Source organism: Paenibacillus borealis (assembly GCF_000758665.1).
GTDB lineage: Bacteria > Bacillota > Bacilli > Paenibacillales > Paenibacillaceae > Paenibacillus_AQ > Paenibacillus_AQ borealis.
In genome coordinates this window covers 1,922,220-1,946,234 of sequence record NZ_CP009285.1, presented here as the reverse complement: position 1 = coordinate 1,946,234, position 24,015 = coordinate 1,922,220, and the positions used below count along the sequence as shown (strand labels likewise).

19 protein-coding genes and 6 pseudogenes are annotated in these 24,015 nt (G+C 43.2%); 8 read left to right on the top strand and 17 right to left on the bottom strand.

Annotated features, from left to right (window positions below):
- Positions 1 to 14: 14 nt before the first annotated feature.
- The 7 genes and pseudogenes from PBOR_RS08235 to PBOR_RS08210 form a co-directional block, all read right to left on the bottom strand.
- Positions 15 to 803 (bottom strand): FCD domain-containing protein, encoded by a 789-nt coding sequence (locus PBOR_RS08235; protein ID WP_245648082.1) that lies wholly within the window; start codon positions 801 to 803, stop codon positions 15 to 17.
- Between the two features lie 327 nt (positions 804 to 1,130).
- Positions 1,131 to 1,573: pseudogene (locus PBOR_RS34930) on the bottom strand (TetR/AcrR family transcriptional regulator).
- A gap of 23 nt (positions 1,574 to 1,596) precedes the next feature.
- Positions 1,597 to 2,676, bottom strand: coding sequence for an alkene reductase (locus PBOR_RS08225; RefSeq protein WP_042211240.1), 1,080 nt, complete (start codon positions 2,674 to 2,676; stop codon positions 1,597 to 1,599).
- A gap of 42 nt (positions 2,677 to 2,718) precedes the next feature.
- Positions 2,719 to 3,417 (bottom strand): SDR family oxidoreductase, encoded by a 699-nt coding sequence (locus PBOR_RS08220; protein WP_042211239.1) that lies wholly within the window; start codon positions 3,415 to 3,417, stop codon positions 2,719 to 2,721.
- Between the two features lie 143 nt (positions 3,418 to 3,560).
- A pseudogene (locus PBOR_RS36875) lies at positions 3,561 to 3,641 on the bottom strand (TetR/AcrR family transcriptional regulator); the annotation flags it as partial.
- Positions 3,642 to 3,737: 96 nt separating this feature from the next.
- On the bottom strand, positions 3,738 to 4,583 hold the full coding sequence (locus tag PBOR_RS08215; protein ID WP_042211238.1) for an alpha/beta fold hydrolase: 846 nt from the start codon (positions 4,581 to 4,583) through the stop codon (positions 3,738 to 3,740).
- A 59-nt stretch (positions 4,584 to 4,642) separates the two neighbouring features.
- Positions 4,643 to 5,644, bottom strand: a complete 1,002-nt coding sequence (locus PBOR_RS08210; protein ID WP_042211237.1) for an NADP-dependent oxidoreductase — start codon at positions 5,642 to 5,644, stop codon at positions 4,643 to 4,645.
- Between the two features lie 187 nt (positions 5,645 to 5,831).
- On the opposite strand from PBOR_RS08210, the gene PBOR_RS08205 reads away from it, so the two are divergent.
- Positions 5,832 to 6,380: a TetR/AcrR family transcriptional regulator gene (locus tag PBOR_RS08205; protein ID WP_042211236.1), complete on the top strand. Its 549-nt coding sequence runs from the start codon at positions 5,832 to 5,834 to the stop codon at positions 6,378 to 6,380.
- 144 nt (positions 6,381 to 6,524) lie between these two features.
- On the opposite strand, the pseudogene PBOR_RS34925 reads toward PBOR_RS08205, so the two are convergent.
- Together PBOR_RS34925 and PBOR_RS08195 are read right to left on the bottom strand one after the other, a co-directional pair.
- Positions 6,525 to 6,837: pseudogene (locus PBOR_RS34925) on the bottom strand (sigma-70 family RNA polymerase sigma factor); the annotation flags it as partial.
- Positions 6,838 to 6,923: 86 nt separating this feature from the next.
- Positions 6,924 to 7,400 carry a hypothetical protein gene (locus PBOR_RS08195; protein WP_042211235.1) on the bottom strand — a complete coding sequence of 159 codons (477 nt, stop codon included), beginning with the start codon at positions 7,398 to 7,400 and terminating at the stop codon, positions 6,924 to 6,926.
- A 167-nt stretch (positions 7,401 to 7,567) separates the two neighbouring features.
- Here PBOR_RS08195 and PBOR_RS08190 point away from each other — a divergent pair, with 167 nt between their 5' ends.
- The 6 genes from PBOR_RS08190 to PBOR_RS08165 all read left to right on the top strand — a co-directional run bounded on the left by PBOR_RS08190 (position 7,568) and on the right by PBOR_RS08165 (position 13,299).
- Positions 7,568 to 8,173 carry a TetR/AcrR family transcriptional regulator gene (locus PBOR_RS08190; protein WP_042211234.1) on the top strand — a complete coding sequence of 202 codons (606 nt, stop codon included), beginning with the start codon at positions 7,568 to 7,570 and terminating at the stop codon, positions 8,171 to 8,173.
- Between the two features lie 186 nt (positions 8,174 to 8,359).
- Entirely contained in the window at positions 8,360 to 9,124 is a 765-nt protein-coding gene (locus tag PBOR_RS08185; protein WP_042211233.1) for an ABC transporter ATP-binding protein, read from the top strand.
- A gap of 30 nt (positions 9,125 to 9,154) precedes the next feature.
- Complete coding sequence (locus tag PBOR_RS08180; protein ID WP_042211232.1) at positions 9,155 to 10,225, top strand: aliphatic sulfonate ABC transporter substrate-binding protein; 1,071 nt, start codon at positions 9,155 to 9,157, stop codon at positions 10,223 to 10,225.
- A 27-nt stretch (positions 10,226 to 10,252) separates the two neighbouring features.
- Complete coding sequence (locus PBOR_RS08175; protein ID WP_042211231.1) at positions 10,253 to 11,047, top strand: ABC transporter permease; 795 nt, start codon at positions 10,253 to 10,255, stop codon at positions 11,045 to 11,047.
- A gap of 13 nt (positions 11,048 to 11,060) precedes the next feature.
- Positions 11,061 to 11,897, top strand: a complete 837-nt coding sequence (locus PBOR_RS08170; protein ID WP_425415532.1) for an ABC transporter permease — start codon at positions 11,061 to 11,063, stop codon at positions 11,895 to 11,897.
- A gap of 61 nt (positions 11,898 to 11,958) precedes the next feature.
- Positions 11,959 to 13,299 carry an LLM class flavin-dependent oxidoreductase gene (locus tag PBOR_RS08165; protein ID WP_042211230.1) on the top strand — a complete coding sequence of 447 codons (1,341 nt, stop codon included), beginning with the start codon at positions 11,959 to 11,961 and terminating at the stop codon, positions 13,297 to 13,299.
- Positions 13,300 to 13,546: 247 nt separating this feature from the next.
- Here the strand turns inward: PBOR_RS08165 and PBOR_RS34920 are convergent.
- The 3 pseudogenes from PBOR_RS34920 to PBOR_RS34910 form a co-directional block, all read right to left on the bottom strand.
- Positions 13,547 to 13,848, bottom strand: a pseudogene (locus PBOR_RS34920) (sigma factor); the annotation flags it as partial.
- 134 nt (positions 13,849 to 13,982) lie between these two features.
- A pseudogene (locus tag PBOR_RS36125) lies at positions 13,983 to 14,234 on the bottom strand (hypothetical protein); the annotation flags it as partial.
- Positions 14,235 to 14,641: 407 nt separating this feature from the next.
- Positions 14,642 to 14,943: pseudogene (locus PBOR_RS34910) on the bottom strand (sigma factor-like helix-turn-helix DNA-binding protein); the annotation flags it as partial.
- Between the two features lie 207 nt (positions 14,944 to 15,150).
- On the opposite strand from PBOR_RS34910, the gene PBOR_RS08145 reads away from it, so the two are divergent.
- On the top strand, positions 15,151 to 18,330 hold the full coding sequence (locus PBOR_RS08145; protein ID WP_081971962.1) for an amidase family protein: 3,180 nt from the start codon (positions 15,151 to 15,153) through the stop codon (positions 18,328 to 18,330).
- A 178-nt stretch (positions 18,331 to 18,508) separates the two neighbouring features.
- Here PBOR_RS08145 and PBOR_RS08140 read toward each other — a convergent pair whose 3' ends face one another.
- The 5 genes from PBOR_RS08140 to PBOR_RS08120 are packed head-to-tail and all read right to left on the bottom strand — an operon-like array spanning position 18,509 to position 23,924.
- Positions 18,509 to 19,624 carry a hypothetical protein gene (locus PBOR_RS08140; protein WP_042211229.1) on the bottom strand — a complete coding sequence of 372 codons (1,116 nt, stop codon included), beginning with the start codon at positions 19,622 to 19,624 and terminating at the stop codon, positions 18,509 to 18,511.
- Positions 19,621 to 20,673 carry a hypothetical protein gene (locus PBOR_RS08135; RefSeq protein ID WP_042211228.1) on the bottom strand — a complete coding sequence of 351 codons (1,053 nt, stop codon included), beginning with the start codon at positions 20,671 to 20,673 and terminating at the stop codon, positions 19,621 to 19,623. The genes PBOR_RS08140 and PBOR_RS08135 overlap by 4 nt, the downstream gene beginning before the upstream one ends.
- Positions 20,670 to 21,770, bottom strand: coding sequence for a glycosyltransferase family 2 protein (locus PBOR_RS08130; RefSeq protein WP_042211227.1), 1,101 nt, complete (start codon positions 21,768 to 21,770; stop codon positions 20,670 to 20,672). Before PBOR_RS08130 ends, PBOR_RS08135 begins: the two co-directional genes overlap by 4 nt.
- Positions 21,757 to 22,863, bottom strand: coding sequence for a glycosyltransferase family 2 protein (locus PBOR_RS08125; RefSeq protein WP_042211226.1), 1,107 nt, complete (start codon positions 22,861 to 22,863; stop codon positions 21,757 to 21,759). The genes PBOR_RS08130 and PBOR_RS08125 overlap by 14 nt, the downstream gene beginning before the upstream one ends.
- Positions 22,860 to 23,924, bottom strand: a complete 1,065-nt coding sequence (locus PBOR_RS08120) for a cysteine peptidase family C39 domain-containing protein (RefSeq protein WP_042211225.1) — start codon at positions 23,922 to 23,924, stop codon at positions 22,860 to 22,862. Before PBOR_RS08120 ends, PBOR_RS08125 begins: the two co-directional genes overlap by 4 nt.
- Positions 23,925 to 24,015 lie beyond the last annotated feature (91 nt).

The following is a 24,015-nucleotide window of genomic DNA, read 5'->3' as shown; positions in this document are numbered from 1 at the left end:
TTCATATAAAGCATTTACGAATGGCGTTGTTCCTGATTTTGTATAGCATAATAACGTTTGACATCCTCAATCATTTGATTGATATGCGTAACCATAGCCGCTTCCGCCTGTTCAGCAGAACCCGCAGCAACAGCATCCAGAATTTTACGGTGATCAACAACAAGCTCACTGCCCACCTTACGGCGGATATAAGCGGTTTCCAGGAAATCCCTGCCCGTCTGCCATACCAGCTGAGCCGCATGGAGCAGTACCTCATTACGAGCTGCAAGCGCAAGTAAAGTATGAAATTCACGGTCCTCTTCATACGGAATGATATTTTGTGATAACAGCTCGTGCTGGGCGGCAACAGAAGCCTCCAGCAGCTTGATTTCTTCTTTTGTCGCCCGCTGTGCAGCCAGTGAGGCAATCTCCCGCTCCAGCGCCCTTCTGGCCACAAGCACATCCAGCAGCGCGGACTCTCCCGAATTATTCAATAGCTGCAGGAGCTGGGAATTCACATTTTTCTGCTGCAGCACTTTTTCCAGATAAGCAACGCGCCCGCTTCCCTTGTCCGTCAGAATACGCCCTTTTCGGCCTTCAAGGACCGTGTAGCCCTCGATATCGAATTCCATCAGCTTGCGGCCGATGGTCGCCTGGCTGAGATCATATTTCTTCCCCAGTGTATGTACCAGGGTGCTGGCGCCAAGTGGAGCTTCGGCATTCCCCAGGGCCTTTAAGAATTCATACTCGAGCTGTAGAAGTTGCGATTCCAGTGCCACTACATTCATCCTTTCAGTGATGCCTGAATTTTCGTTGTTACTCATTGATGATTAATAGGATTATAACTGCATGAAGTCAAAATATCAACTATCCATACCAAATTAGTATGAATAAATTTTATAGTCTAGCTGACTATAGGCTACCTAGTTTAAAATAATAAAAGCAACTCATCCGCAGACAAGTCGCTTTTTGAACTCTCTATTGTTATCTTCTGCGAATATGTGATATTGCTATTAAAAGAATTGAACATTTCTTATTTTCATATCCAATTTGAACTTATGGACCATTGAATTGGGGTATCACCATAACATGATGCAAATAAAGCAGTTCTCCGACCCTAGAGAAAAGTCGTGTTTTTCACTGAGAACTATTCAATCCAGAGTGTTCAGTATGGTATGCATAATACTTGTTAATTTCCTTTGCTCTGTTGCTGTTTTCACCATCGTCCCAGTCCTAACCAGGCATTCATCAGATAATGTGAAATGGCCTCCGGCTCCAGTGAGGCTCTAACAAGAGATGCAACTTCCGGATCAAGCACTCCCAGCTCAACACCCGAATTAACAATGAAGCATCCTACAGGTTCTTGCCTTTCAACTAACAATCTCAATTTCTTGTCTTGAGTAGACTCATACCGCTTAAGTGCCCTCATATACAAAGCGTGCTTATCGCCAAAAGTATCATAGATACTTCTCCTGTGAATTCCCATAAAATCTACTAAATCCTGCATGGAGGTTTTCTCATAACCTTGCTTCCAAAATAACTGTACCGCTTTATCTAACACTTCATTAATTTCAAATTCTTTGGTTCTTCCCAATGTAATCACCTCAAGCAAATACCTTAGCCCTTCTGCGATTCCAATTCTTTCAACGTAGGATAGTCCGTATAACCCTTGCTTCCACTACCATAAAATGTTGCAGGATCTGCTTCATTTATTGGAGCGCCTGCTTTAAGTCGTTCCACAAAATCCGGATTAGCCAATGACCATACCCCAATAGGTGCCAGATCAGCAACACCACTCTCGATATCAACACCAATATTCTCCAGTCCCCGTCCAGCCCGATTGACTAACAACGGATTCGTCCATAAGGAACGAATATCTTGAAGCAATTCATCGTTTCCGAGGTGCATAATATGAAGGTAAGCTAAATTCAATTTTGCTAATTCCTGCGTAAGATAACGATAAAGATCAGGACCTTGTTCACCATCTTGAATCCCGCCAAGAGGGGTCCCTGGCGAAATGCGGAAGCCAGTTCTCTCTGCCCCGATCTCGTCAATGATGGCTTTTGCTACTTCAATCGCGAAGCGAGCTCGATTTTCTATTGATTCACCATATTCATCCGTACGTTTATTGGAATTTTCACCGATAAATTGGTTGATTAGATAGCCATTTGCTCCATGAATTTCAACGCCGTCAGCGCCTGCTTCAATAGCAGCGGCCGCAGCTTTACGATAATCTGCAATGGTTATTTGAATCTCTTCTTTACTCAACTCACGCGGTACGGGGATAGCCTGCATGCCTGTAGCCGTAAACGTTTCTACTCCTGGTGCAATTGCAGAGGGTGCAACGGGCTGCCGATGATGAGGAGTATTGTCAGGGTGCGACACACGACCGACATGCATTAATTGAATATAAATATACCCGCCTGCTTCATGCACGGCATCAGTAATCTTTTTCCACCCTTCAATATGCTTTTCCGTATAGATTCCAGGTGTTCTTAAGTAACCTTGACCATCATCAGAAGGTTGTGCACCTTCTGTAATAAGAAGTCCCATCGATGCTCTTTGAGCATAATACAGGGAGCTTAATTCTCCCGGTGTACCATCTTCCTCTGCTCTGCTGCGTGTCATTGGTGCCATTGCTAAACGATGCGGTAACTCCACATTGCCAACTTTTATTTTAGTCCACAGTTTTTCCATTATTAACACTCCTCTTTAAATTTGTTTACCAAGAAAATATGATTAAGTAAGATGTGGGTATAGTGCAGAAATGCCACCTGCAAGTGCGCCTTGTAACATCCGGCTGGTATCATCAGCAAGAATTTCAAAGCTGCCAGATTCGATGCCATCAATAGCTATTTTTGCGATATCTGAAGGGTTCGATTTGGGGGCATCTATACCGGTTGTCATGTCTGTCTCCATAAAGCCTACATGTAATCCTGCTACTCTAACATTATGAGGATACAAGTTTAAACGTAAATCGTTCGTCAATGCCCATGCTGCAGCCTTCGCAGCTGTATAAGCCCCCGCTGTTCCCGAACTAAACCAAGACAATGCGGACAGAATATTCAAAATCGATCCTCCCCCGTTTTTTTCAATGATTGGTGCAAAAGCACGAACCATGGATAGCGTACCGAAGAAATGCGTATCAAATTCCAACTGTATTTTTCCCACATCCCCTTCCAGCAAAGAAGCGCCTGTAGATGATCCTGCATTGTTGATTAAAAGTGTAACATCTTTAGCAAAGAGTGCTGCTGCTGCAACCTCATCTGGTTTTGTAACATCAAGCTTTACAGGTGTAGCTCCAGGAATATCAATGGTCTCCGGATTTCTTGCACCAGCGTATACTTTAACCCCTCTGGACAGAAGTTCAAGAGTGAGCTGACGGCCAAGACCCCGGTTTGCTCCAGTGACAAATGCTACTTGTTCAGAAATGTTCATTGTATTAGCTCCTTTTGTTTTTGATTACAATTCTTCATAAAATTCAGTAAACTGTGACTCATTATAAAAGCTTCCGGGATAGAAGGCTTCTTCATTCTAGAACGATCATACTAGAATAAACACAGGAAATTATACTAATATATCTTCTCGTACCCTTGTTCCCGAAAGAGCTTTATCGCCTTTTCTACTACCACGTTCTCCTCGAATTCTTTGCTTCTTGCCATTCTATTCCCTCCCTGTTGTTCAATATAACATATTGAGAACGATCGGTAAAGAAAATCCACTCACATACTGTTTTTGGGCATTTTCATTTCCCAGTGTTATTGATCTAAAAAGGCTATTACTGATTTCACAAATTCATCATGATATTGAAAAATCCCACCGTGACCGGAATCTTTATAAATAATGAGCTTGCTGTTTGGAATCCGTTGAACTAAATCATAGGAGTTTGATGTAGGTACCATTCTGTCATCGTCACCGTTTACTACCAGTGTAGGTTGCGTAATTCCTGACAAATCAGCAGGTTTTGCCATTCCCCATTCGTGGATGGCTTTAAGTTGTCTACGATATCCTTTGATACTTATCATCTTATCCCGCGCCTCTTTACGTTCTTTGATACGAGCCAAAAATTCTTTTGCTTTCTGTTTGCCATTATCTGTTCGCGTGAAGAATAAATAGGTTTTAATATCTCTCAACGTGAAGATGGCACGTATCAGATCACGGTCAGAAATTTTCGTAACCTTTTCAATGCCTTTACCACCACGCGGGCCAGTTCCTGACAAAATAAGTTTACGAACAAGTCTTGGTTCGATGGCCAAAAGTTCTTGTGCAATCATACTACCCATCGAAAATGACATAATATCGATTTGCTCAAATCCCAATGTATGAATGAACATCAACGCATCTTTTGCCATTTGTTCAATCGTATCTGGAACTTTCCCGCTAGAAAGTCCAACACCTTTATTATCAAATGTAATGACCCAATGTTTTTTGGCAATCCCATCCACTACGCGTGGGTCCCAGTTGTCCAGATTAGCAGATAGATGAGTGAAAAAAATGACTGGGATACCCGCTTTCTCTCCCAGTTCACGGTATGCGTAAACTGTTCCCTCAGCCGTCTTAACACTTAGATTTGGTGCTTCTACATATGAATAGTTAGTTGTCATTATTTAGTCCCCTCCATCTTCTACCGCGAAATTTGTGCAGCCTTCATGGGGTGCTCTCCTTAGAATCGGATAATGACTTTTCCTTTGGGATGACCTGTAGCAACAAGCTTTAGTGCTTCATTGATATCTTCAATATGGAATTCTGTCGGGTCCACCGCTGGCACAATCCCGTTATCTTCAATAATCTTCGTAATTTTCTTTAATTGATCGCCATCGCTGCGAACAAAAATGAAATGATATTGAATCTTCTTTTTCTTCGCTTTGTGATCATACTTGGCCCCGGCAATGGTGAAGAGCTTTTGTTTCCAGCCTGGTAAGCCCATATGCTCGGCGAAACGTTTGTTAGGGCCGGTCCGCAGGGAAAGAAGGCGACCGCCTGTTTTCATAATCGAAAGTTCATGATCAAATTCGCTTGGTCCCAAGGTATCCATCACATAATCGACATCACGAAGTTGTTCCCAATAGTTCTCCGTCGTGTAATCCATATATTGGTCTGCTCCAGCCGCCATTGTCCGTTCACGTGCTTGCGGACTTCCACTAACGATGACCTTCAGCCCCATGCTTTTGGCGATAGGAATGGCCATTTGGCCAAATGAACCAGAACCCCCGGGAATAAACACGCTTTCGCCAGCTTTGGCAGCCAATTCTTCATGCAAACCTTGATAAGCAGTCAATCCTGTTAATGGCGCAGCAGCACCGCTCACAAAATCAAGATTAGCGGGCAAGTGCCCGATGGCATCCGCATGAATCGCCGCGTATTCCGCAAAGGCACCGATTTTTTGTAGTGGCAGGCGTGAATAAATGGCATCGCCAACTTCAAATCCCCGGATGTTCTTACCGACTTTTTCAATAACACCCGTCAGCTCATTACCGAGTACTAATGGAAACTCATAATCCTGGATCAGCTTGACGCTTCCGGTCCCGATGAGCAATTCCAAATGATTAACCGCCGCTGCTTTCACCTTGACCAAAACTTCGTTTTCACTTATTTCCGGGACTGGAATATCATTGACTTCTACCGTGAACTTTTTTGAATACTTGGTAATCTGCGCCGCTTTCATAATTAATAGCCTCCTATGCGCTGAATAATAAGTAACAATTTATTGTTTTTGTAACTTATGTTTCAAGCATAATATCAAAGGTTACAAAAGTCAATAATTGTTACCTGTTGTTTTATATGATAAAATTGAGACAGGTGTATAAACGATTGATAAGGAATTTATCGAAATAAGAAGGGTTGGAAGCGCGGTGGCTAAAATCACACAAGAGCTCATTATTGAAACAGCGGAGGCATTAATTGAACGCACGGAAAAATCCGAAGTGACCCTTTCACAAATTGCGGATGAATTAAGTATCACCCACGCCGCGCTTTATAAACACTTTAAGAATAAGCAAGAGCTCTGGGCAGCCGTGTCTAAAAACTGGTTCAACCGGATGATTTCAGAACAAATTAAACTGGATAAGACAAATTTGATGAATGCACAGGACCTGCTCCATGATTGGCTCTGGGCATTTGCTAACGCCAAAAAACGCGCCTATAACGAGAATCCCAAGATGTTCGCCTTGAATACGCAATATGTTGATAGCAATCCCCTGGTATTACGCGATGTTCTGTGGGATTCCTATCAAATTATTGACGGCTTCATGGACTATCACGATTCCCGCTTCGAACGGGCAGAGGCAATTCTCTCCGCATTTGCGGTGTTTAGCCTCCCGTCCTTCAAAGAATCCTGGAATCTTCCAGACTACCAAGACAGGTTCGAACGCATCTGGAGTTTAATCAAAAAGGGTCTTTAAATCCTCTAGTTGGATTCAAAGACCCTTTTCACCGTGATCCCCAGGCTTTAATTTTCCTAATCAGGTGTTCAACGTATTAAGAAGGTCACAGCTATTATTAGGCTCTATTGTTAACAGTTCCAACTTTATATTGTTACATGATGCTCACCGCTCCGCCTTATAAAACTCATGATACAGCTTCATCAGCGCCCTTTCTCTATCCGCGACACGTAACTCCGTGAGACCCCCAGTTCCTTCGCAATCTCCCGCTGCGTCCGCTCTTCCCCTCCGGGTCCAAACCGAAGCGGCCGACGACGACTTCCTTCTCCCGTTCATCCAGAATATCGAGAATATCAATCAGCGTGATCTCGTTGCCCTCTTTGTCCGTACTAATCGGCTCGTGGAGAGAGACGTCTTTACGGGTCTTTTTCAGCGAGCGAAGGTCGTTTTCAATACAGCGGGCCGCAATAGTTGCCAAGTTCTGTTTCCCAGTTATGATCTATTTGATGCTGCATAGTAACTTCCAGTTGGGTTAGATCTCAATAAATGTATGTATTTAATAACTCATGCTTCAACAGCTTGCGGTAACGTTCTTTCGTATTCCTTATGTAACACATAACGCTGGATGCCTCTCGAAGCGTCTACTGCTTCCCTGGCATGCTTGATAGCGGTTTCGCTGTTGCCTGCTTTGAGTTCAATTTCTGCCAGCAGCGCTAATCTCATCCATTGCTTCCTGATTGACTCAAGATGTTCCCGCGCCTGAGCAGCTTTCCCGTCCTCCAACAGCAGAACCGTTTCGTAGTATGCCCGGTAATCAGAATAGCGGATATGCGGCACGGCTTCCTGAACAGCAGCCATATCTTTGCGGTAAAGTCCATACGCCGCCTTGTACGTTGCCTGTACCGTTACCCGCTTATATTTGCTCATCAGCTGCTCCATAATCGCTCCTGATTCATCCTCAAGTCTGTTCGCAAGAATATACTGAATATAAACGGCAGGATTGTTTTTCTGGCTGCGTAAAAAGGAGTCTACCCGGTCCACACGTTTCTCCAGAGCTGCAGGATAATAGAATTGGACTCCTTCGCGTCAAACATGCTGTTCTTTATTCATTCCACTTCTATGAGTTATACTTCATTATAAATATAAGAAAGTTTATTGATCTATCTCCTAAACGAAGCAGTTTAACAGTATGGAAAGGAGAAGCTGGAATGGCAAGAAACGCCGAGAAAGACCAAATTTCACGAGAAAAGCGACTTAATCAAATTCTGGATTGTGCTTTGGAAGTGATAGCCCTGAAGGGAATCGGGTCTGTGAGCATCAATGATATTGCAGTTGCCTCCAAGGTTAGCGTAGGAAATATTTATCACTATTTCAAGTCAAAGGACGAGATATTTGACGAAATTTTGAGACGAGGACAAACCGCTTACGGCCAATTCGTATCTGAGACAGAGGCTTTGGAATTACCCGCGTTAGATAAACTGTCCTTGATATGTTCGGGCTGGTTATCCACACGAAACCACTGGGCGCATACCCTTCTAATACATAGTGCCCGGTTATCCGAAACCTCCCTTCCCAGCACGCGCAGCCAGGTAACGGAACGTTTCACACGCAACTTGGTTCCTATCACGAACATTATCAAGCAAGGACAGAAGGAAGAGACCATTATTGATGGTGATCCGTTGGAGTTGGCCTTTTATTTCGTCAGCCTGATCCAAGGTTTGACCTTACAACGGATGCCAGGCGCTGAAGTGCCGGCCCCTATTCGTGTTGAAGGAGTCATGCATCTGCTGGATAAAAGAAAACGGATGGATTAAAGAAGATGTCAAGATGGAAAAATCATCTTGACATCTTCTTTCTTATTGAGTAATAATACGTTATGACAAACCGATTGATCATTCGGTTTGTGAATAAGGCTGATTCGTCCAGTCCACTGGAGAACAAGCTTTTTTATTTAAAATTAAATCCAAGTAAAACTATGAGCATAATAAGGAGGGGTCTACCTGCTGACCATTGAACATCTAAACAAAACATTTGAATCACCAACCGGTAATGTCGTAGCTTTGCATGACATCGGGCTGAACGTTCAAAAGGGGCAGTTGGTGACTTTTATTGGCCCCAGCGGCTGCGGAAAAAGCACGCTTCTAAAAATCATTGCAGGCTTAGACACTAGGTACCAGGGCAAAGTGGAACTCAACGGTAAAGCCATAGAAAAACCAGGAATCGAAAAGGGCTTCATTTTTCAAGAACCCCGGCTCTTCCCATGGTTCACCGTGGAGAAGAATATCGCCGCTAACCTGTCGCTCCACAAATCCGAAGTCCGCAGGCGTGTTGACGAGTTAATCGATTTGGTCCGGCTGCAGGGCTTTGAAAAGGCATATCCGCGTGAGCTCTCCGGCGGGATGGCACAACGGGTTGCCATAGCCAGGGCATTGCTGCGGAAACCCGATGTTCTGCTTCTTGACGAGCCATTTGGCGCGCTGGACGCTTTTACCCGATCCCATATGCAAGAGGTTCTGCTGGAGATCTGGGAACGCAACCGGACAACGATGCTCTTTGTCACACATGATTTAGATGAGGCGGTTTTTCTTGGGGAACGCGTTGTGATCATGAACCCACGCCCGGGACATATCCGGAGTATTATCGACATTGATCTTCCTCATCCTCGTAAACGAAGCAATCCTTCGTTTCAGGAATATCGAAGCCTGGTGCTGAATGAATTCGAGAAAATTGATGGTCCGCCGTTTGATAAAGGTGCCGGAATATAAAATAGATTCTTCATGATAAGGAGATCAAAAATGAAAACTAAAATAGTTACCTTCCTGGCGTTAATCACATTCCTTATAACAGTTTCAGGTTGCGGCAGCAGCAACACTAATAACAACAGCGACACCTCGTCCCCGACTTCTTCTTCGCCTTCTGCATCTGGAAGTGAGGTTGCGAGCCCTTCCTATGAAGGCGTCACGGTTCGTATTGGCTATCAGGGTAAAGGTGGATTGTTCGGTAAGATCCAAGAGATGAAATGGTTAGACGAGGCTTTTAGCAAATATGGGGCAAAGGTTGAGTTCTCCGAATTCCAAAGCGGGCCGCCGATGGTCGAAGCAATGGCATCCAATCACCTAGACTTTGCCGGTATGGGCAACCTGCCTCCGATTGCGGCACAAGCTGCGGGCATTGATTTCACAATTATCTCGCAAACCCTAAGCGGCAAGAACAACGTGGCTCTGCTCGTTCCTAATAACAGTACCATTCAGACCGTGGCCGATCTAAAGGGCAAGAAAGTAGCTGTTACTAAGGGAAGCAATGCCTTCAATTTCCTGTACCAGCTGCTGGAAAAGGAGGGGCTTAAGGATTCCGATCTACAAATTATTCAACTTCAGCCCGACGAAACCCAGGCCGCTTTCGACGCAGGCAAAGTAGATGCATGGTCTGTGTGGGATCCGAGTATAACGTTGAACACGATGACGGGCAAGGCGCGCATTATTGCAGACGGGGAAAGCGCTGGCCTGCTGTCTCCATCCTTTCAGCTGGTGCGCAGCGAATTTGCGGATAAGTACCCCGAGCTTATTGTGGCTTACCTTAAGGTAATTGAAAAGGCAATTCACTGGCAGTCGGAAAACAACGAAGAGGCGTTGAAGCGTTATGCCGACGAGAATAAAATTCCCGTAGAGCTGATGAAAGGCTTTTTGGATCGTTCAACCTATATTAATGTGCCCGTAAGCCCTGAGACGATCAGCCAACAGCAAGCTACGGCAGACTTTCAATATAAGCTTGGCACCATACGTAATGAGGTAGAAGTTAGTAAAGTATTCGACAACCGTTTTATCGAGGAAGCACTCAAGCAGTATGCCGAGGAGAGTAAATCTTAATTCAGTTGTGAAGGAGAGAACGAAATTATGTCTGTTCCCAAACGCAAGCTATCGATTTCCTTCGCCAACAGACTGATAGGCATGCTTGTACCTTTGTCTATTCTGGCAGTGTGGCATTATGTCACCTCACAGGGCATAGTGAACGCTGTCCTTCTCCCTCCTCCTATGACGATATGGAAGGCATTTACCGACATGGCTAGCTCCGGTGAACTATGGAGCAATCTGTTAATATCCGGGCAACGTGCGACCTTAGGTTTCTTGCTGGGCGGCGGGCTTGGGCTCGCGGCAGGACTTTGGATCGGCTTCTCACTAAAGGCGGAGCGGCTGCTGGACCCTGCTATCCAGCTCCTTCGCACGCTTCCCCATTTGGCGGTGGCTCCTTTGTTTATTCTCTGGTTCGGCTTCGATGAGACATCGAAAGTCCTTCTAATCGCCAAGGCGGCATTTTTCCCCCTCTATGTAAACACTTTTCTCGGGGTCCGTTCTGTGAATAATGACTTGTTCGATGTCGCCAGTGTACTACAATTTTCAAAAGCTCAAACAGTCCTTAATCTCATTTTGCCCGCTTCTTTACCGTCCATCTTTCTAGGGATAAGGCTATCGATTGGCGTCAGCTGGCTGGCACTGGTCGTAGCAGAACTAATGGGCTCCAGCTCGGGGATCGGTTACATTATTAATGATGCAAGATCCTTCTCGCTCACAGCGGTGATTTTTGTCGGGATTATCGTATTTGCCGCTATCGGTAAGCTCACTGACTCCATAGTGAAGCTATCGGAATTGCGCCTGCTGCGCTGGCAGGATCATCGAAAGGGAGGATTCTGATTTGAACGAGCTGATTAAAAAGACACCGCCGATCACAGTTCAGAAGGATCTGAGGCAAAGGTTGCGCAGGAAGGGAACCGAACGGAGCTGGAACTGGTCTACAAGACTTCAAGGGTTGATCGTCCCTCTTGGCCTAATTATGATCTGGCAAGCTGTCGCTATGCTCGGGCTTGTCTCCGCAACGACTTTGCCCGCCCCGTCCCGGATTGTTCAATCCTTCTTCCGGTTATGCGCCTCCGGCGAGTTACTGAAGCATCTGGAGTCCAGCGCATTTCGGGCAGCCGCAGGCTGCCTCCTTGGATCTATCACCGGTTTAATGCTGGGTCTGTTCACAGGGCTTGGCAAATGGGCTGAACGTACGTTCGATCCTTCTCTGCAGATGCTGAGGACCGTACCACTGATGGCTCTTATCCCGTTGTTTATTCTTTGGTTTGGTGTAGGAGAATTCTCCAAAATCCTGCTCATCGCACTGGGCTCTTTCTTCCCTGTCTATTTCCATACTTTTTTAGGGGTACGGGTGGCGGACCGCAAGCTGCACGAGATAACCCTCGTACTGCAGTTCTCGCCTTGGCAGAAGCTGACGGCTCTCGTCATTCCTGCGGCAATGCCGAATATTCTTCTTGGCATAAGGCTTGCAGTCAGCGCATCGTGGCTGATTCTGGCCATCGCTGAGATGATGGGGGCAAGCTCCGGAATCGGCTACATGATTCAGGATGCGCGTGTATTCAGCAATACAGATATCGTTTTCGTCGGTCTGATTGTATTCATGACGGTAGGTAAGCTATCGGATGTTAGCGTCCGGAGTGTCGAGCGCCGGTTGTCCAGGTGGAGTGGCGCCTATAAAGGCTGATTCAGACCACACCCGCTATTCACTACTACTACCCATCTTTAAATAACGGAGGCGACCTACTATGACTACTAAACGAAACGGACAGCTTCATCTAGGAGCCTTTCTGTATTTCACCGGCCATCACCATGCGGGCTGGAGACATCCTGCCTCAGGTGTTGAGCAGATGTTTGACATCAAGCTATATGAGCGGATGGCTAAGACAGCCGAGCGCGGAAAGTTTGACATGATTTTCTTTGCTGATCTGCTTCATCTTATATATCCCGGCCGCGCTGCTGCGGGGATGCTCGATCCTGTATCCCTGCTCTCCGCCTTGTCGATGGTCACCTCTCAGGTTGGACTTACAGCGACTATATCAACGACTTACAATGATCCCTTCCATGTCGCACGCAGAATGGCAACACTTGATCTGCTCAGCGGGGGCCGGGCGGGATGGAATATTGTTACCTCTCAGGTAGATGCCGAAGCACATAACTTTGGCAAGGAGAAGCATCCGGAGCACAGCCTGCGATACAAAATGGCTGCGGAGTTCGTTGAAGTCGTTACCCGCTTATGGGACAGCTGGGATGATGATGCACTTGTCCTAGATCGTAAGGCAGGTATATTTGCGGATGTCTCCAAGTTGCATACGGTAGATTACGAAGGAACGTGGTACAGATCCAAAGGGCCACTGGTTACCCCCCGTCCGCCGCAGGGCTATCCGGTATTGATCCAAGCCGGATCTTCCGAGCCGGGCCAAGCCTTCGCCTCACAGGTTGGTGAAATTATATTTACCGCCCAGCAGTCGCTCACAGCCGCCCAGTCCTTTTATCGCACCTTAAAAGCGAAGATTGCTGCGGTTGGTCGTGAATCGGACAGCCTCCTTATTATGCCGGGCTTATCCCCTATTCTGGGGGGAACGGAGGAAGAAGCACGCCGCCGGGAACGGGAACTGCTGGAATTAATTGATCCAGAGGATGCCGTTATGATGGTTTCAGGAATCCTCCAGTTCGATCTGAGCAGCTATCCGGCAGATGGCCCTCTTCCGGAGATTCCCAATCCAGTTGAAGCGAGCAACGGAATGAAGAGCCGGGTACAGCTTATTATGGACTTAGCCCATACTGAAGGCCTGTCCATCATTGAACTGGGCAGGCGATTGCTGGGTGCGCGAGGCCACATGCAATTCGTCGGAACACCTGAGCAACTGGCGGATCTGATGGAGGAATGGTACGTCAATTTTGGTTGCGATGGCTTTAATATTATGCCGCCCGTTCTGCCGGGTGACTTAGATGAGTTCGTCGATCACGTCGTGCCGGTACTCCAACACCGTGGATTATTCCGCAATGAATATGAAGGTTCCACGTTACGTGACCACCTTGGCCTCAAACGTCCTTCTCCAGGACATTTTATACAACCCATCGCCTAGATCACTACTTCTAGTTTAAGGCTGACTTTCTTCTGCACAAGAGGATAATCAGTCTTTTCTTCATGCTCATAATTTTGAATAGAGAAACGGCCGCTGATGAAGGCCTATGAATCTCTTTCTAACGCGACTTCGCCATGTTTGTTCAAGGCTGCCTGTTCCCCATGTCTGAAGAGATTGATGTTTATGCAGCTGAACAGGAGAGCGCTATACGTGTAAAGGACGGCAAAATAGAAATAATGGGTCCTGTATCTGCGTCAGAGCCGAGGATATCGACCATTGTGATCTCGTTACCTTCTTTGTCCGTTCGATGGGATCATGCAGAGACACATCTTTTCGGGTCTTTTACAAGCTGCGTAAGTGCATCAGGATTTCGTTTTCAATACACCGGGCGGCAAAAGTAGCCAGCTTCGTGCCCTTGTTCGGGCGGTAGCTCTCGATGGCCTTGATCAGCCCGATGGTTCCGATGGAGATAAGGTCCTCCATGTCATCGCCTGAGTTGTCGAATTTCTTGAGGTTGTGGACACGATATGATGTAAAAAAATAAACCAATTGCGATCGATCTTGATTCGAATTTGTTTATTTTTGCGTTTTATATTTAATTTGTAGCTTCCGATTGATTTCTTGTGTCCATTCAGGCAGTTCATTTAAATAATATTTTATCCCGCTTTTATCTGCTTCAAGAATACAATATCCTCTGTTTCAATATGATGACCACCATTCTTCACTCGCAAAGCAACACGTTCAATATTTAGCCGAACATCCCCTAGTCCCACATAAAACATAATGATTTCAAAGCCCTGTTCCTTTGCATCTTTCATCTGCCTAATAACGTTACCACCCGCCAATGTAGTTTCTACGGTGAAGTCCCGCTTATTCACACTTACTCCAAGCCGGTCAACAATCAGGTTGCGGATTGTGCTCTTTGTCTCATTCATGTGTGAATCCTGATCATTCATTTTCTCGATCTTACCGGTACTATATTCTCTAACAATTTGCCCCTCATTTGTCTTATAAACTATATATGTTCCATTTGCTTTAGCATCCATTTTCGCCCGGTCACCCGTTAACCGGATCAATTTAGCAAGGTCCTTCGTAAGATTCATCATTCCACAAACACCTCACTTCCCACTTATAGTTCGAGTGTACCACAGTACAGCGCATTTTATCTCTGCTTCAAGCTATACAGATAATACAGTGATTTTGGAATTTCTTATCAAAAAACACAAACAACCTGCAGGATCGAGACATCTAATGTCTCTTTCCTACAGGCAAATTTCCTACCTCACCTCTTCACCTTATAAAACTCATGATACAGCTTCATCAGCGCCCTTTTCTCGATCCGCTACACATAACTCCGACTAATGCCGAGGTCCTTCGCAATCTTCCGCCGCGTCCGCTCTTCCCCTCCTGTGTCCAGGCCGAAGCGCCCAACGACGACTTCCTTTTCACGTTCATCGAGAATATCAAGATTACGATAGATCTTACTCTTCTTAATCTTCAGATCGCCTCCTTAATCACATCATCGGCCTCGGAGGCGAGGATATCGATCGGCGTGATTTCGTTGCCTTCCCTGTCTGTCCCGATGGGATCGTGCAGGGACACGTCCTTCCTAGTTTTTTACAGAAAACGGAGGTGCATCGGTATTTAGAACCACACATATCATAATATGTTAGTTAATATATCTGATAGTTACCAAATATATCATAAATTTTAATTAAAATAGTATTTAATCTATATCAAAACTCTAAAAATATATTAAATTTTTAATATTCATTGACTGAAAGAAATAACGATGTTATATTTCCTAACATAAATTAATAAATATACATACAGGAAGAGGAGATTACTGAAATGAATAAGCTGAAACGTCTAAGTAAAACTAAAAGAAATCATTCTGGTTCCCCCCGCTCCGAATATTCACCAGCAAAAAATAATTGGAGTAAAAAGCAATTTATAGCTACGTCCATTGCGTTATCTGTTATCGCTTCGAGTGTCATTCCGTTTCAGACCGCTGATGCTTTAACCCGGGTTACTTCAGCAAGCGGCACAGTATGGGAGATTCATGATGTCTTTGCGCCTAGCTTAGACACAGGAAGTTTACGTACCGTTGGGACTACACAAGTACAAGGCTTCGGTAATATCTTCGTTAAAGTGTCCTCCCCTACAGCTTCACTGATGAATGGTCAAATGATGCGCGGGTTTGACTTGAAATACGATGGCGTTAATAAGTTTACTTCGACTCAGTCTGTAAATCTGGGAAATGTAACTGTTACTCGTGATGTGTATGTCGATACTATAAATAATCGCACGAGATTCTTTGATACTTTTACTAATAAAAATGATATAAACGTAAAGGTTGATGTCTCTTTCGGCGGCTCTCTGGGATATGGTACAGCGGCAAATGCTTCAGTAGTCAAGGCAACATACTCCAATGATCTGGAGGTGACTACGGATGATTCATGGATTGTTGTAGACAGCAGTGCCAAAGACAATAAGCCGCTGGGCGTTGCAGTCGGGTCTCCACATCCATTTGAGAATGGATTAACCAGCCTAGGCAATCAGCAGCAGAATCCATTCACCACCCCCCTAGCTAAGTCCGGTAATGATGCGAATTTCTATGGATTCATTAATACATTACACATTGAGCCGGGAGAGTCGAAATCCCTGGTACATTATGTACAAGTTGGAGAAGCGGGTGAAGAAGGCCTGAAGAATCTGGTGACCATGCTAAACGGACTGAATAGCCAGCTGGATGTATCCGGATTAACAAACGCACAAATCCGTTCAATCAGTAACTGGGATGTCTCTGCTATAGAGGGACTGGATACTGGAGATACCCTGGTGATTCCGGATGCTCCAGCAGCTAAAGCATTCATCACTTCTTCCCCCTATGATGTTACGAATAAATCCATTGCACAAATGCAGCAGGATATGATTAGCGGTAAAACTACTTCCGTACAAATTACTCAGGCTTATTTAGATCGAATCAAGGTATACGATGAAGGCCAGCTTGGCTTCCATGCCTTCCTGCATGTCTCTGAAACTGCGCTTACCCAGGCACAAGCTGCTGACAATGCCCGCGCACAAGGTGCAAAGGGGGATTTGCTCGGTATTCCCATTGCAATAAAAGATATCTATGATACCAAGGATATGCCTACTACAGGCGGCAGCAAAGCGCTTGAAGGCTGGCAGCCTGATTCAGATGCTTTCCAGGTGAATAAGCTGCGGGAAGCTGGAGCTGTAATTATTGGTAAAGTAAATACTTCCGAGTTCGCCAACAGCGGAAGCTTTAGCGAGAGCGGCTGGCAGCAGACCTGGAATGCCCTGTATCCATCGAAGACCTCCTTTGGCTCAAGCGGCGGCTCGGCCGTATCGGTTGCAGCTGATTTTGCAGCAGCAGCCATGGGATCACAAACAGGGGTCTCTCTCTATGCACCTACTACAGGCGCCAGCTTAAAGAGCTTCCGTGGTACAGACGGAATGGCAAGTACTACAGGTGTACTGCCGCTCACTTGGGGACAGGATTATGCAGGTCCCATTGCTAAGACAGTAACGGACCTGGCCATCATGTTGAATGCTACAACGGGGACGGATCCGCAGGATATCTTCACAGTGACTGCCGATGCAGATCATAAGCGTCCGGCTGACTGGAAGGAATCTCTGGATACTAATGCATTGAAAGGAAAGAAAATCGGATATATCCCTGCTTCCTTTGTCTCCAGTTATGCCGATGATGATACCGGACAAGCCGTAATGAATAAGTTCTCCGAGCTTCAGGCAGCGGGGGCGACAATGGTTGAAATGTCAAAAGTACCGTCAGCACCTACCCGTCCAGCAGGCATTAATGGATCTACAGAAGGCTGGGCGCGCTATATCGAGCTTCATAAAGCCTTCCCTTACGCGGATGGAGCAAGTGTACTCGCTTCGGATAAGGTGCTTATCTATAATCAGAGAGGCTATACAGAGCCTACCCGCATGACTGAACAGGCTGTACAAGATTACATCAAATATAGAACTGACTATAAGGAAGTTATTAAAGGCTGGATGGACGAAAATGGCGTGGATGCTATTGTTTATGCAGGTTTTATCAGTGACGTATATAACAATGACTCAGCAGCCTCTCAATTAAGCTCTGACCGAAACACGGGCGTATTAACGTCTAACGTCGGCCTCCCTACGGTAGTTGTTCCTGTAGGAACGAACGACAGCGGATATTCTATCTCCATGCAGCTTGTTGGCAGAGCATGGGACGATGCCAAAGTTCTGGGTATGGGCTATGCGCTTGAGCAGCAAAGTCAAGCCAGACTGCTTACCGCTTTTGCTCCAGCACTCCCATATGTTCCAACCCCTACTGATCCTGATCCAGTAGATAATGAACCAAGCAATCCAAGTCCTGGAGGAGGTACCGGAACTCCACCGGTAACAGCAACGCCTACACCTACAGCGACACCGGCTCCTACAGCAACACCAGCACCAGCAGAAACAACAGCACCAACACCTGCGCCGGAAGTTGCCAGTTTCGTAGATACCCTTAATCACTGGGCAAAAGCTAGCATTGATGTGCTTATAGCCAAGGGATTACTAACGGGTTATTCCGATGGAACCTTCCGTCCGGATTCAGGGTTGACCCGTGCCGAAGCCATCAAGGTCATTGCAACGTACATGGGGCTTGAAGGACAGGCTAGCAGCTTTACAGATGTATCTCCAACGCATTGGGCTAATACGTATATCGGCGCAGCAGCCGGAGCAGGCCTGATGAACGGATATAGCGATGGAACCTTCCGTCCGAATGCAAAGATTAGCCGCAGTGAATTAGCAACTCTAATCACCAGAGCCTTTAAGCTGACTGGTACCGGAACCACCTCATTCAAGGATGTTAAAAAAGACGCCTGGTATTATAACTCCATTGATGCACTGGCATCGAATAAAATTATTACCGGATATGAAGATAGTACCTTTAAGACTGCAAAGGATATTACCCGGGCAGAATTCGCTACTATGGTGGCGAGGTTGCTGGAGAGTGGGAAGTAAGAGGAGTTACAAGCATTTGTAAAGAAACAGGCTGTCCCAAAATCGTGAAATGACTGCTTGGGGCAGCTTTTTATTTTGAGTAAGATACAAGATAGCACTTGGGTGTATGCTCCGCTAACAGAATGTCCAAAAGGAGCGATGTCTTTGTACATCTAATGTATCTTTGTTTCAATAGTTTCTAACTCTTTTTACATAATAGAAGCAGACTTTCTGCTGCACTCCGCTCCAACTCAATTATACTTTCCAGTAAAAAACGCAACTTTTCAAGATCATTGTGGTTATGGTTGACACCATTCATTCTTTTTATTTCTAACAAGTAATAACTTCTATTTTTAAATGACTCCCATTTTCTCTGAAGTTGTATAAAAATTTCATCAATGTCGGAGATATCTATTCCATAGCTTTCTGAAATAAGCTGAGTTAACCTTCGATTACGCTCATGAAGCTGACAGAAAGAAAGAGTCCGTGCCTTAAATTGATTTTCATCTTTTAAATTGAAGAATAAATATTCAAATTCTTCCAAATAATTTGTTAGTGCATCGATTCCGCTGTGATAATATAAATCGTAATTTTTATTATAAATCTGACCTCCATATAATGTGATTTCCAGTGACTTTATTACCTGTGATAGTTCTACATGATGTTTAAAACTCCCATCTGACTCATTCACCCTGCAATAAGAAACATCCACATTTTTATCCAATTCTTTAAAATATTTTATAGATTGGTCTAAAGAGGTGAACGGAATGTTGTAATAGTCCATTTTCCCCATAGTAATACAATCTTCAATAGAATGATAACAGCCTTCCTCATCGTTATATCCATATATAAAAGCGGGGTGTACCATATGTGATATTTTTGAATTCACACCGGAGGGATAAAAAAAACGGTCAACTGTAATAAACACAAAAAAACCATCATCAAGCTTTTCTTTTATAGCAGTATGTATTTTTTCACCTAATATATCTTGTTCTCCTGAAATTCTATAAATTAAGTGAGTAAGTAAGTGTTGTGAATATTGGATTTTAGGAAAATACGCGCCATGATCGACCAAACCTCCCTGTATATCTTCAGAACTATAAGATTGATGTAGAACTTTTTTTAAATAAACTGCATCCATATAGCATGGAATATTTATGAATGATTCATTTTCATAGATGAGCATAGCTATCAAATTGTTTGAGACACAGTCTAACCAAAGGTCATTATAAGGTTTAATTGCTCTATGTATAACCACAAATACTCCTCCCTGAATGTTACTTAAAATATTGCCTTTAATTATCTTTATAATCAAATCGCATTTTCATTTAGTATTCGCTTTAGTATTTCTCCAAAATAACTATTCTCAGGGATAAACATTTTAAGATAATTCATATCCCAGAAATATTTCAATATTGTGGCTGCATACGGAATGATCTGCTCATAATCCAATTCCACACACTCAATTTGATACAACTCTTCCATTTTGTAATTCTCGATATCTTGAGAAAAGTGTTTTTGCTCAAATTCAAATAATTCAGCTATATTAAAATCTTTGCATAAAGGACTATCCTTAAATTGCCCTTTTTCCTGGACACTCTTAAAAAAGCTTAATATTATATATCTGGTGATTTTGGAGTACCAGTAATGATGAACAGTACAATCTGTGCTGCAGATCCTGTATTGTTGTCCATAGACAAATGACAGGGCAAATTGCTCTAAAACACGGTAATGAAACTTCTCATAAATCGTATCTATCATTTCCAGAACCTCATCCAGTAAAAAAAGATGCGGTTCATTAAGTCCAACCACACCCGAATTCCACATTTCCATAGAAAGAGGTACTTTAATTTCATTAGCGCTCTTAGTCATAAAACTGTTATCTTTAATATACTTCAACAAACTTAGTTCAGCGTTCTGCTCATTAGGATCCATGACCATGTCCTGATGAATTCGCATTCTTTGCTCGAGGGTATTTTCCGAAGCATACAAATGAAATTGGCTTTGATTTATTCTTGAGAATAGCTCACCTAGATTATCATTAATGAAGATCGTATCCGTATCTACTAATAATAGATTACCTGGATATTTCTCCATACAGTCTTGGAGTAATTTTATTTTTGCTCTATGGACGTATCCCCCTTCCATCCAAGATTCCCTCAGTGTTTCTGTGAACTCCTGATAGATAATTCTGTCATTCTCCCCAAAAACACGTGTGAAAAAATCGATTTGATCTGTATAAATTATAATGCTAATGTCTTTATGGAATTCAAAGCCGGCAGCATAATAGAGTGACAGAATTGAATAAATTGCTTCCTGAGCAAATTCACGTCTTCCGTAAGCCAAATAGGCAATATAGTTCATTTCTCCCCTCCAGCCAGAACATTGCTAGTGATTCTTTTAGACATTGGGAAATATTTGATAATACTCTTGGTCTCACCAAGCAATTGAATCCATATGTCCAGATCTGTAGTTTCAACATCATCGTACACATCCAATTCCAAGCCTTCTTCATTAAGACATTTTATAATAACCTGCTTGATTTCTTGTAATTCCTCAGTATTTTTGAGATTAAGTTCTATTCTTCTGAGAATAGCATGAGCAGGAGAAAACAACTTTAGCATTTGGTCATTCATAAAATAGTCAGCTAAATTTGCAGGCAACTCAATCAGAGCATCAGGGTGTTTCATAAAAAAAAGGCTGATATTGTTTGTGAATTCATTTACTTTTACGCTCTCAGGTGTATCTCTTATCTCGTTGTGAGGCTGATGCAGGACTTCGATTTTATGATTAATAATAAATTTGGCGCCCTCTTTAAAAAGTCTGTACATCAATTCCGACTCGTCAAAACCCCAACCTTTTATTTCTTCACTGAAGAGCCCTACCTTGTTGATATATTTTTTAGGTATAGAAACAATATTTGTATGCGCCATAAGCCAGGAGTGCTTCATAGCATTGGAGTTGTAGGATAGAACATTATATTTTCTGTAGCGGTCATCCAGAGAATCATTATTACTGCCGTCAAATCTATGCTTCATGAATATACTTTGATCATGCACCGCTTCATACTCCACATCCTGCTCCAGCATAATCCGTGCTCCAGCGACTACAATATTACTGTCCAGCGAATAGCATCTATCAAATTCACTCAACAGATTTTTTTTGGCTAAAACGTCTCCATCCATACAAATAATAATCTCACCGCCGGCCTCCTTGATTCCCAAATTTCTTGCCCTATTTCGGCAGGATAACTTGCTTCTTTCCGTAAAGATATACTTCATTTCATAATTTCTGTTAATCCCCCGTACATATTCTTGCGTTCCATCTGTAGATCCGTCATCAGAAACAATAACCTCATACTCATCTCTTCGGAATCCTTCCATATGATTTAATGCCTCCAGAGTATTTCTCAAGGTTTCTCTCATTTGGTATGTAACGATGACAATGCTATATTTCCTCATATATAACCTCTCCTTTCTCAAAGATACATTTCATTGTTATAGGAAAGTATTTTATCGAACTTTTTCTTTTTCCCAGCAATTGAATCCAAATATCTAAATCAGTATCCTCAATAAAATCATAGACTTCTAATTCGAGCCCCTCCCAATCAGAGGTTTTTTCAATTACTTCTTTGAGCATTTCCAGATCCTGTTTTTTACGGAAGTCGAACCTCAATTTTAAAGGAATATCTTCACGGGACTCTAACATAGTATACCTGGTGGCTATGCTGCTAAAAAATGCTTTCACTTCTTCATCCGACAGTGGCAGCACACCGCGGTGCTTCCGCAGGAATACATCAATATTTTTATATAGCCCCTCTATTTTATCTTCTTCGACAAAGGTGCCATGATTGCCATGTAATTGATGCAAAACTTCCAATTTACTATTTATTATTATTTTCACACCTGCTTCATACAGTCTGTAAGATAACTCAATGTCCTCTATCCCCCAGAATATTAACTCTTCGTCAAATCCGCCAGTCAATTCTAATTTACTTTTAGGTACGGCCAGATTGCATGTTAAACCATAGATATATGGGAACTTCATCGCAGAGCTGTTATATGAAAGTTTATCAAAGATAGGAAGACGAAAATCAAACATTTCCGGTTTACCCGCTGTTAATGAAAATTTATCAAAAACATTCTTATTACATAGATCCTGGTATGTAACATTATCCCTAAGCATTAGTCGTGTCCCAATGATCATCGCTTCCTCTTCCATCCGGAATACACGATCAAGTTCGCTCAAGTAATCAGGTTTAACAATGATATCTGCATCAATAAAAACAATATATTCTCCTTTAGCTACCTTCAATCCGTGATTTCTGGCTCTGGATCTGCTGGATAACTCATCTCTATTAAGATATATATAATCCAAAGAATAATTTTGGTTTATATTTTTTATAAAAGGATATAACGGATAATTTGAACCATCATCTATCACTATAACCTCATACTCGTCTCTCCCGTATCCCTCTTGATAATTAAGCGCTTTCAGGCAATTAAGAAGGAGATTCCTATTCTGGTAAGCAGGTATAATAAAGCTGAATCTCATTGCACAATCTCCTTCCATTTCCTCAATGCATTATTCTGTTCGATTTTCTTCAACAGCTCGGATAAAATCATTTTTTCTTTTTGAGCAATGTCGTCAAGAGAATTAATAATTTTATCTATGCATGCTCTTTTCCCCGTTACCCTATATTTAATCATAAGTCCTTGAAAAGTAATGAATGTCTTCTCCACTTCAACATACCGCTCATAGAGAGGTTCTAAACCCTGGAGGTATCCTTTTTCGTGTATGTACTTTATCCTTCCCAACATACTTCTTTTATGCTCAACCAAAATACTAGTAATTCTTATATCAAATTCAATTTTGCGGTTCAGCAGATGCATAAAATACATTTTTAAATATTGATACACCTCCATTCCGAAAGCTTTGTTCTCATTTGGCCATGGATTACTTGAGGCCCGATGTTTCTCAGAAGTATTTATACCAAATAAATAATCATGGAGCAGTTCTTCTACCAGCTTCAAATCAAAGTTGTACTGCCCGTGGTTATTGAATTTGAAAAGATAGACCCAATCGTACCAATATGGTTTATTTGTAGTCATAGAATAATCCAGCGAAAATCCCTGTTTAAATGTATCAAAACTAATCTCGAAGTGACCAAAAAGCGCATTCTTGTCATACGCCATTACCAAAAAAACATTTTCTTCCTCATCGTAACCATAGATCATCAGATCATGTAAATAATGAAATGTTCGATAGCCCATTCTGAAGGGGACATAAAAATCATCTAAATGGCCATAAAAATAGTAGCCAAGATCAATATTGTCTATAATAAACTTTATAATGTCCTGCTGTGTCTTGACTAATGCATATCCTGACAAATGTTGATTCTGAAGCCAAGGAGAGGTGAAAGCCTGATTTTTCCCGTAAAACTCAAGAAATAAATACCCATCCTCCAATATATTTTTACTGCAGAATAACTGAATATAGTTACTATAGAACCATTCCAGATAATCTTCTGTATTAGCCAAGATAGATAGTGGACAGGCATCATACAGATAGCATTTTACTAAAGGCTTCTTAATTGGCAGAACTTTTCGACTCATCAATTCTCTCTCCCAGCTATTTCAGGATATAAATGAAATGAGGTTACTTAACTATCTTTTCGCAATGGGTGAGGATGATTTTGGGTGAGTG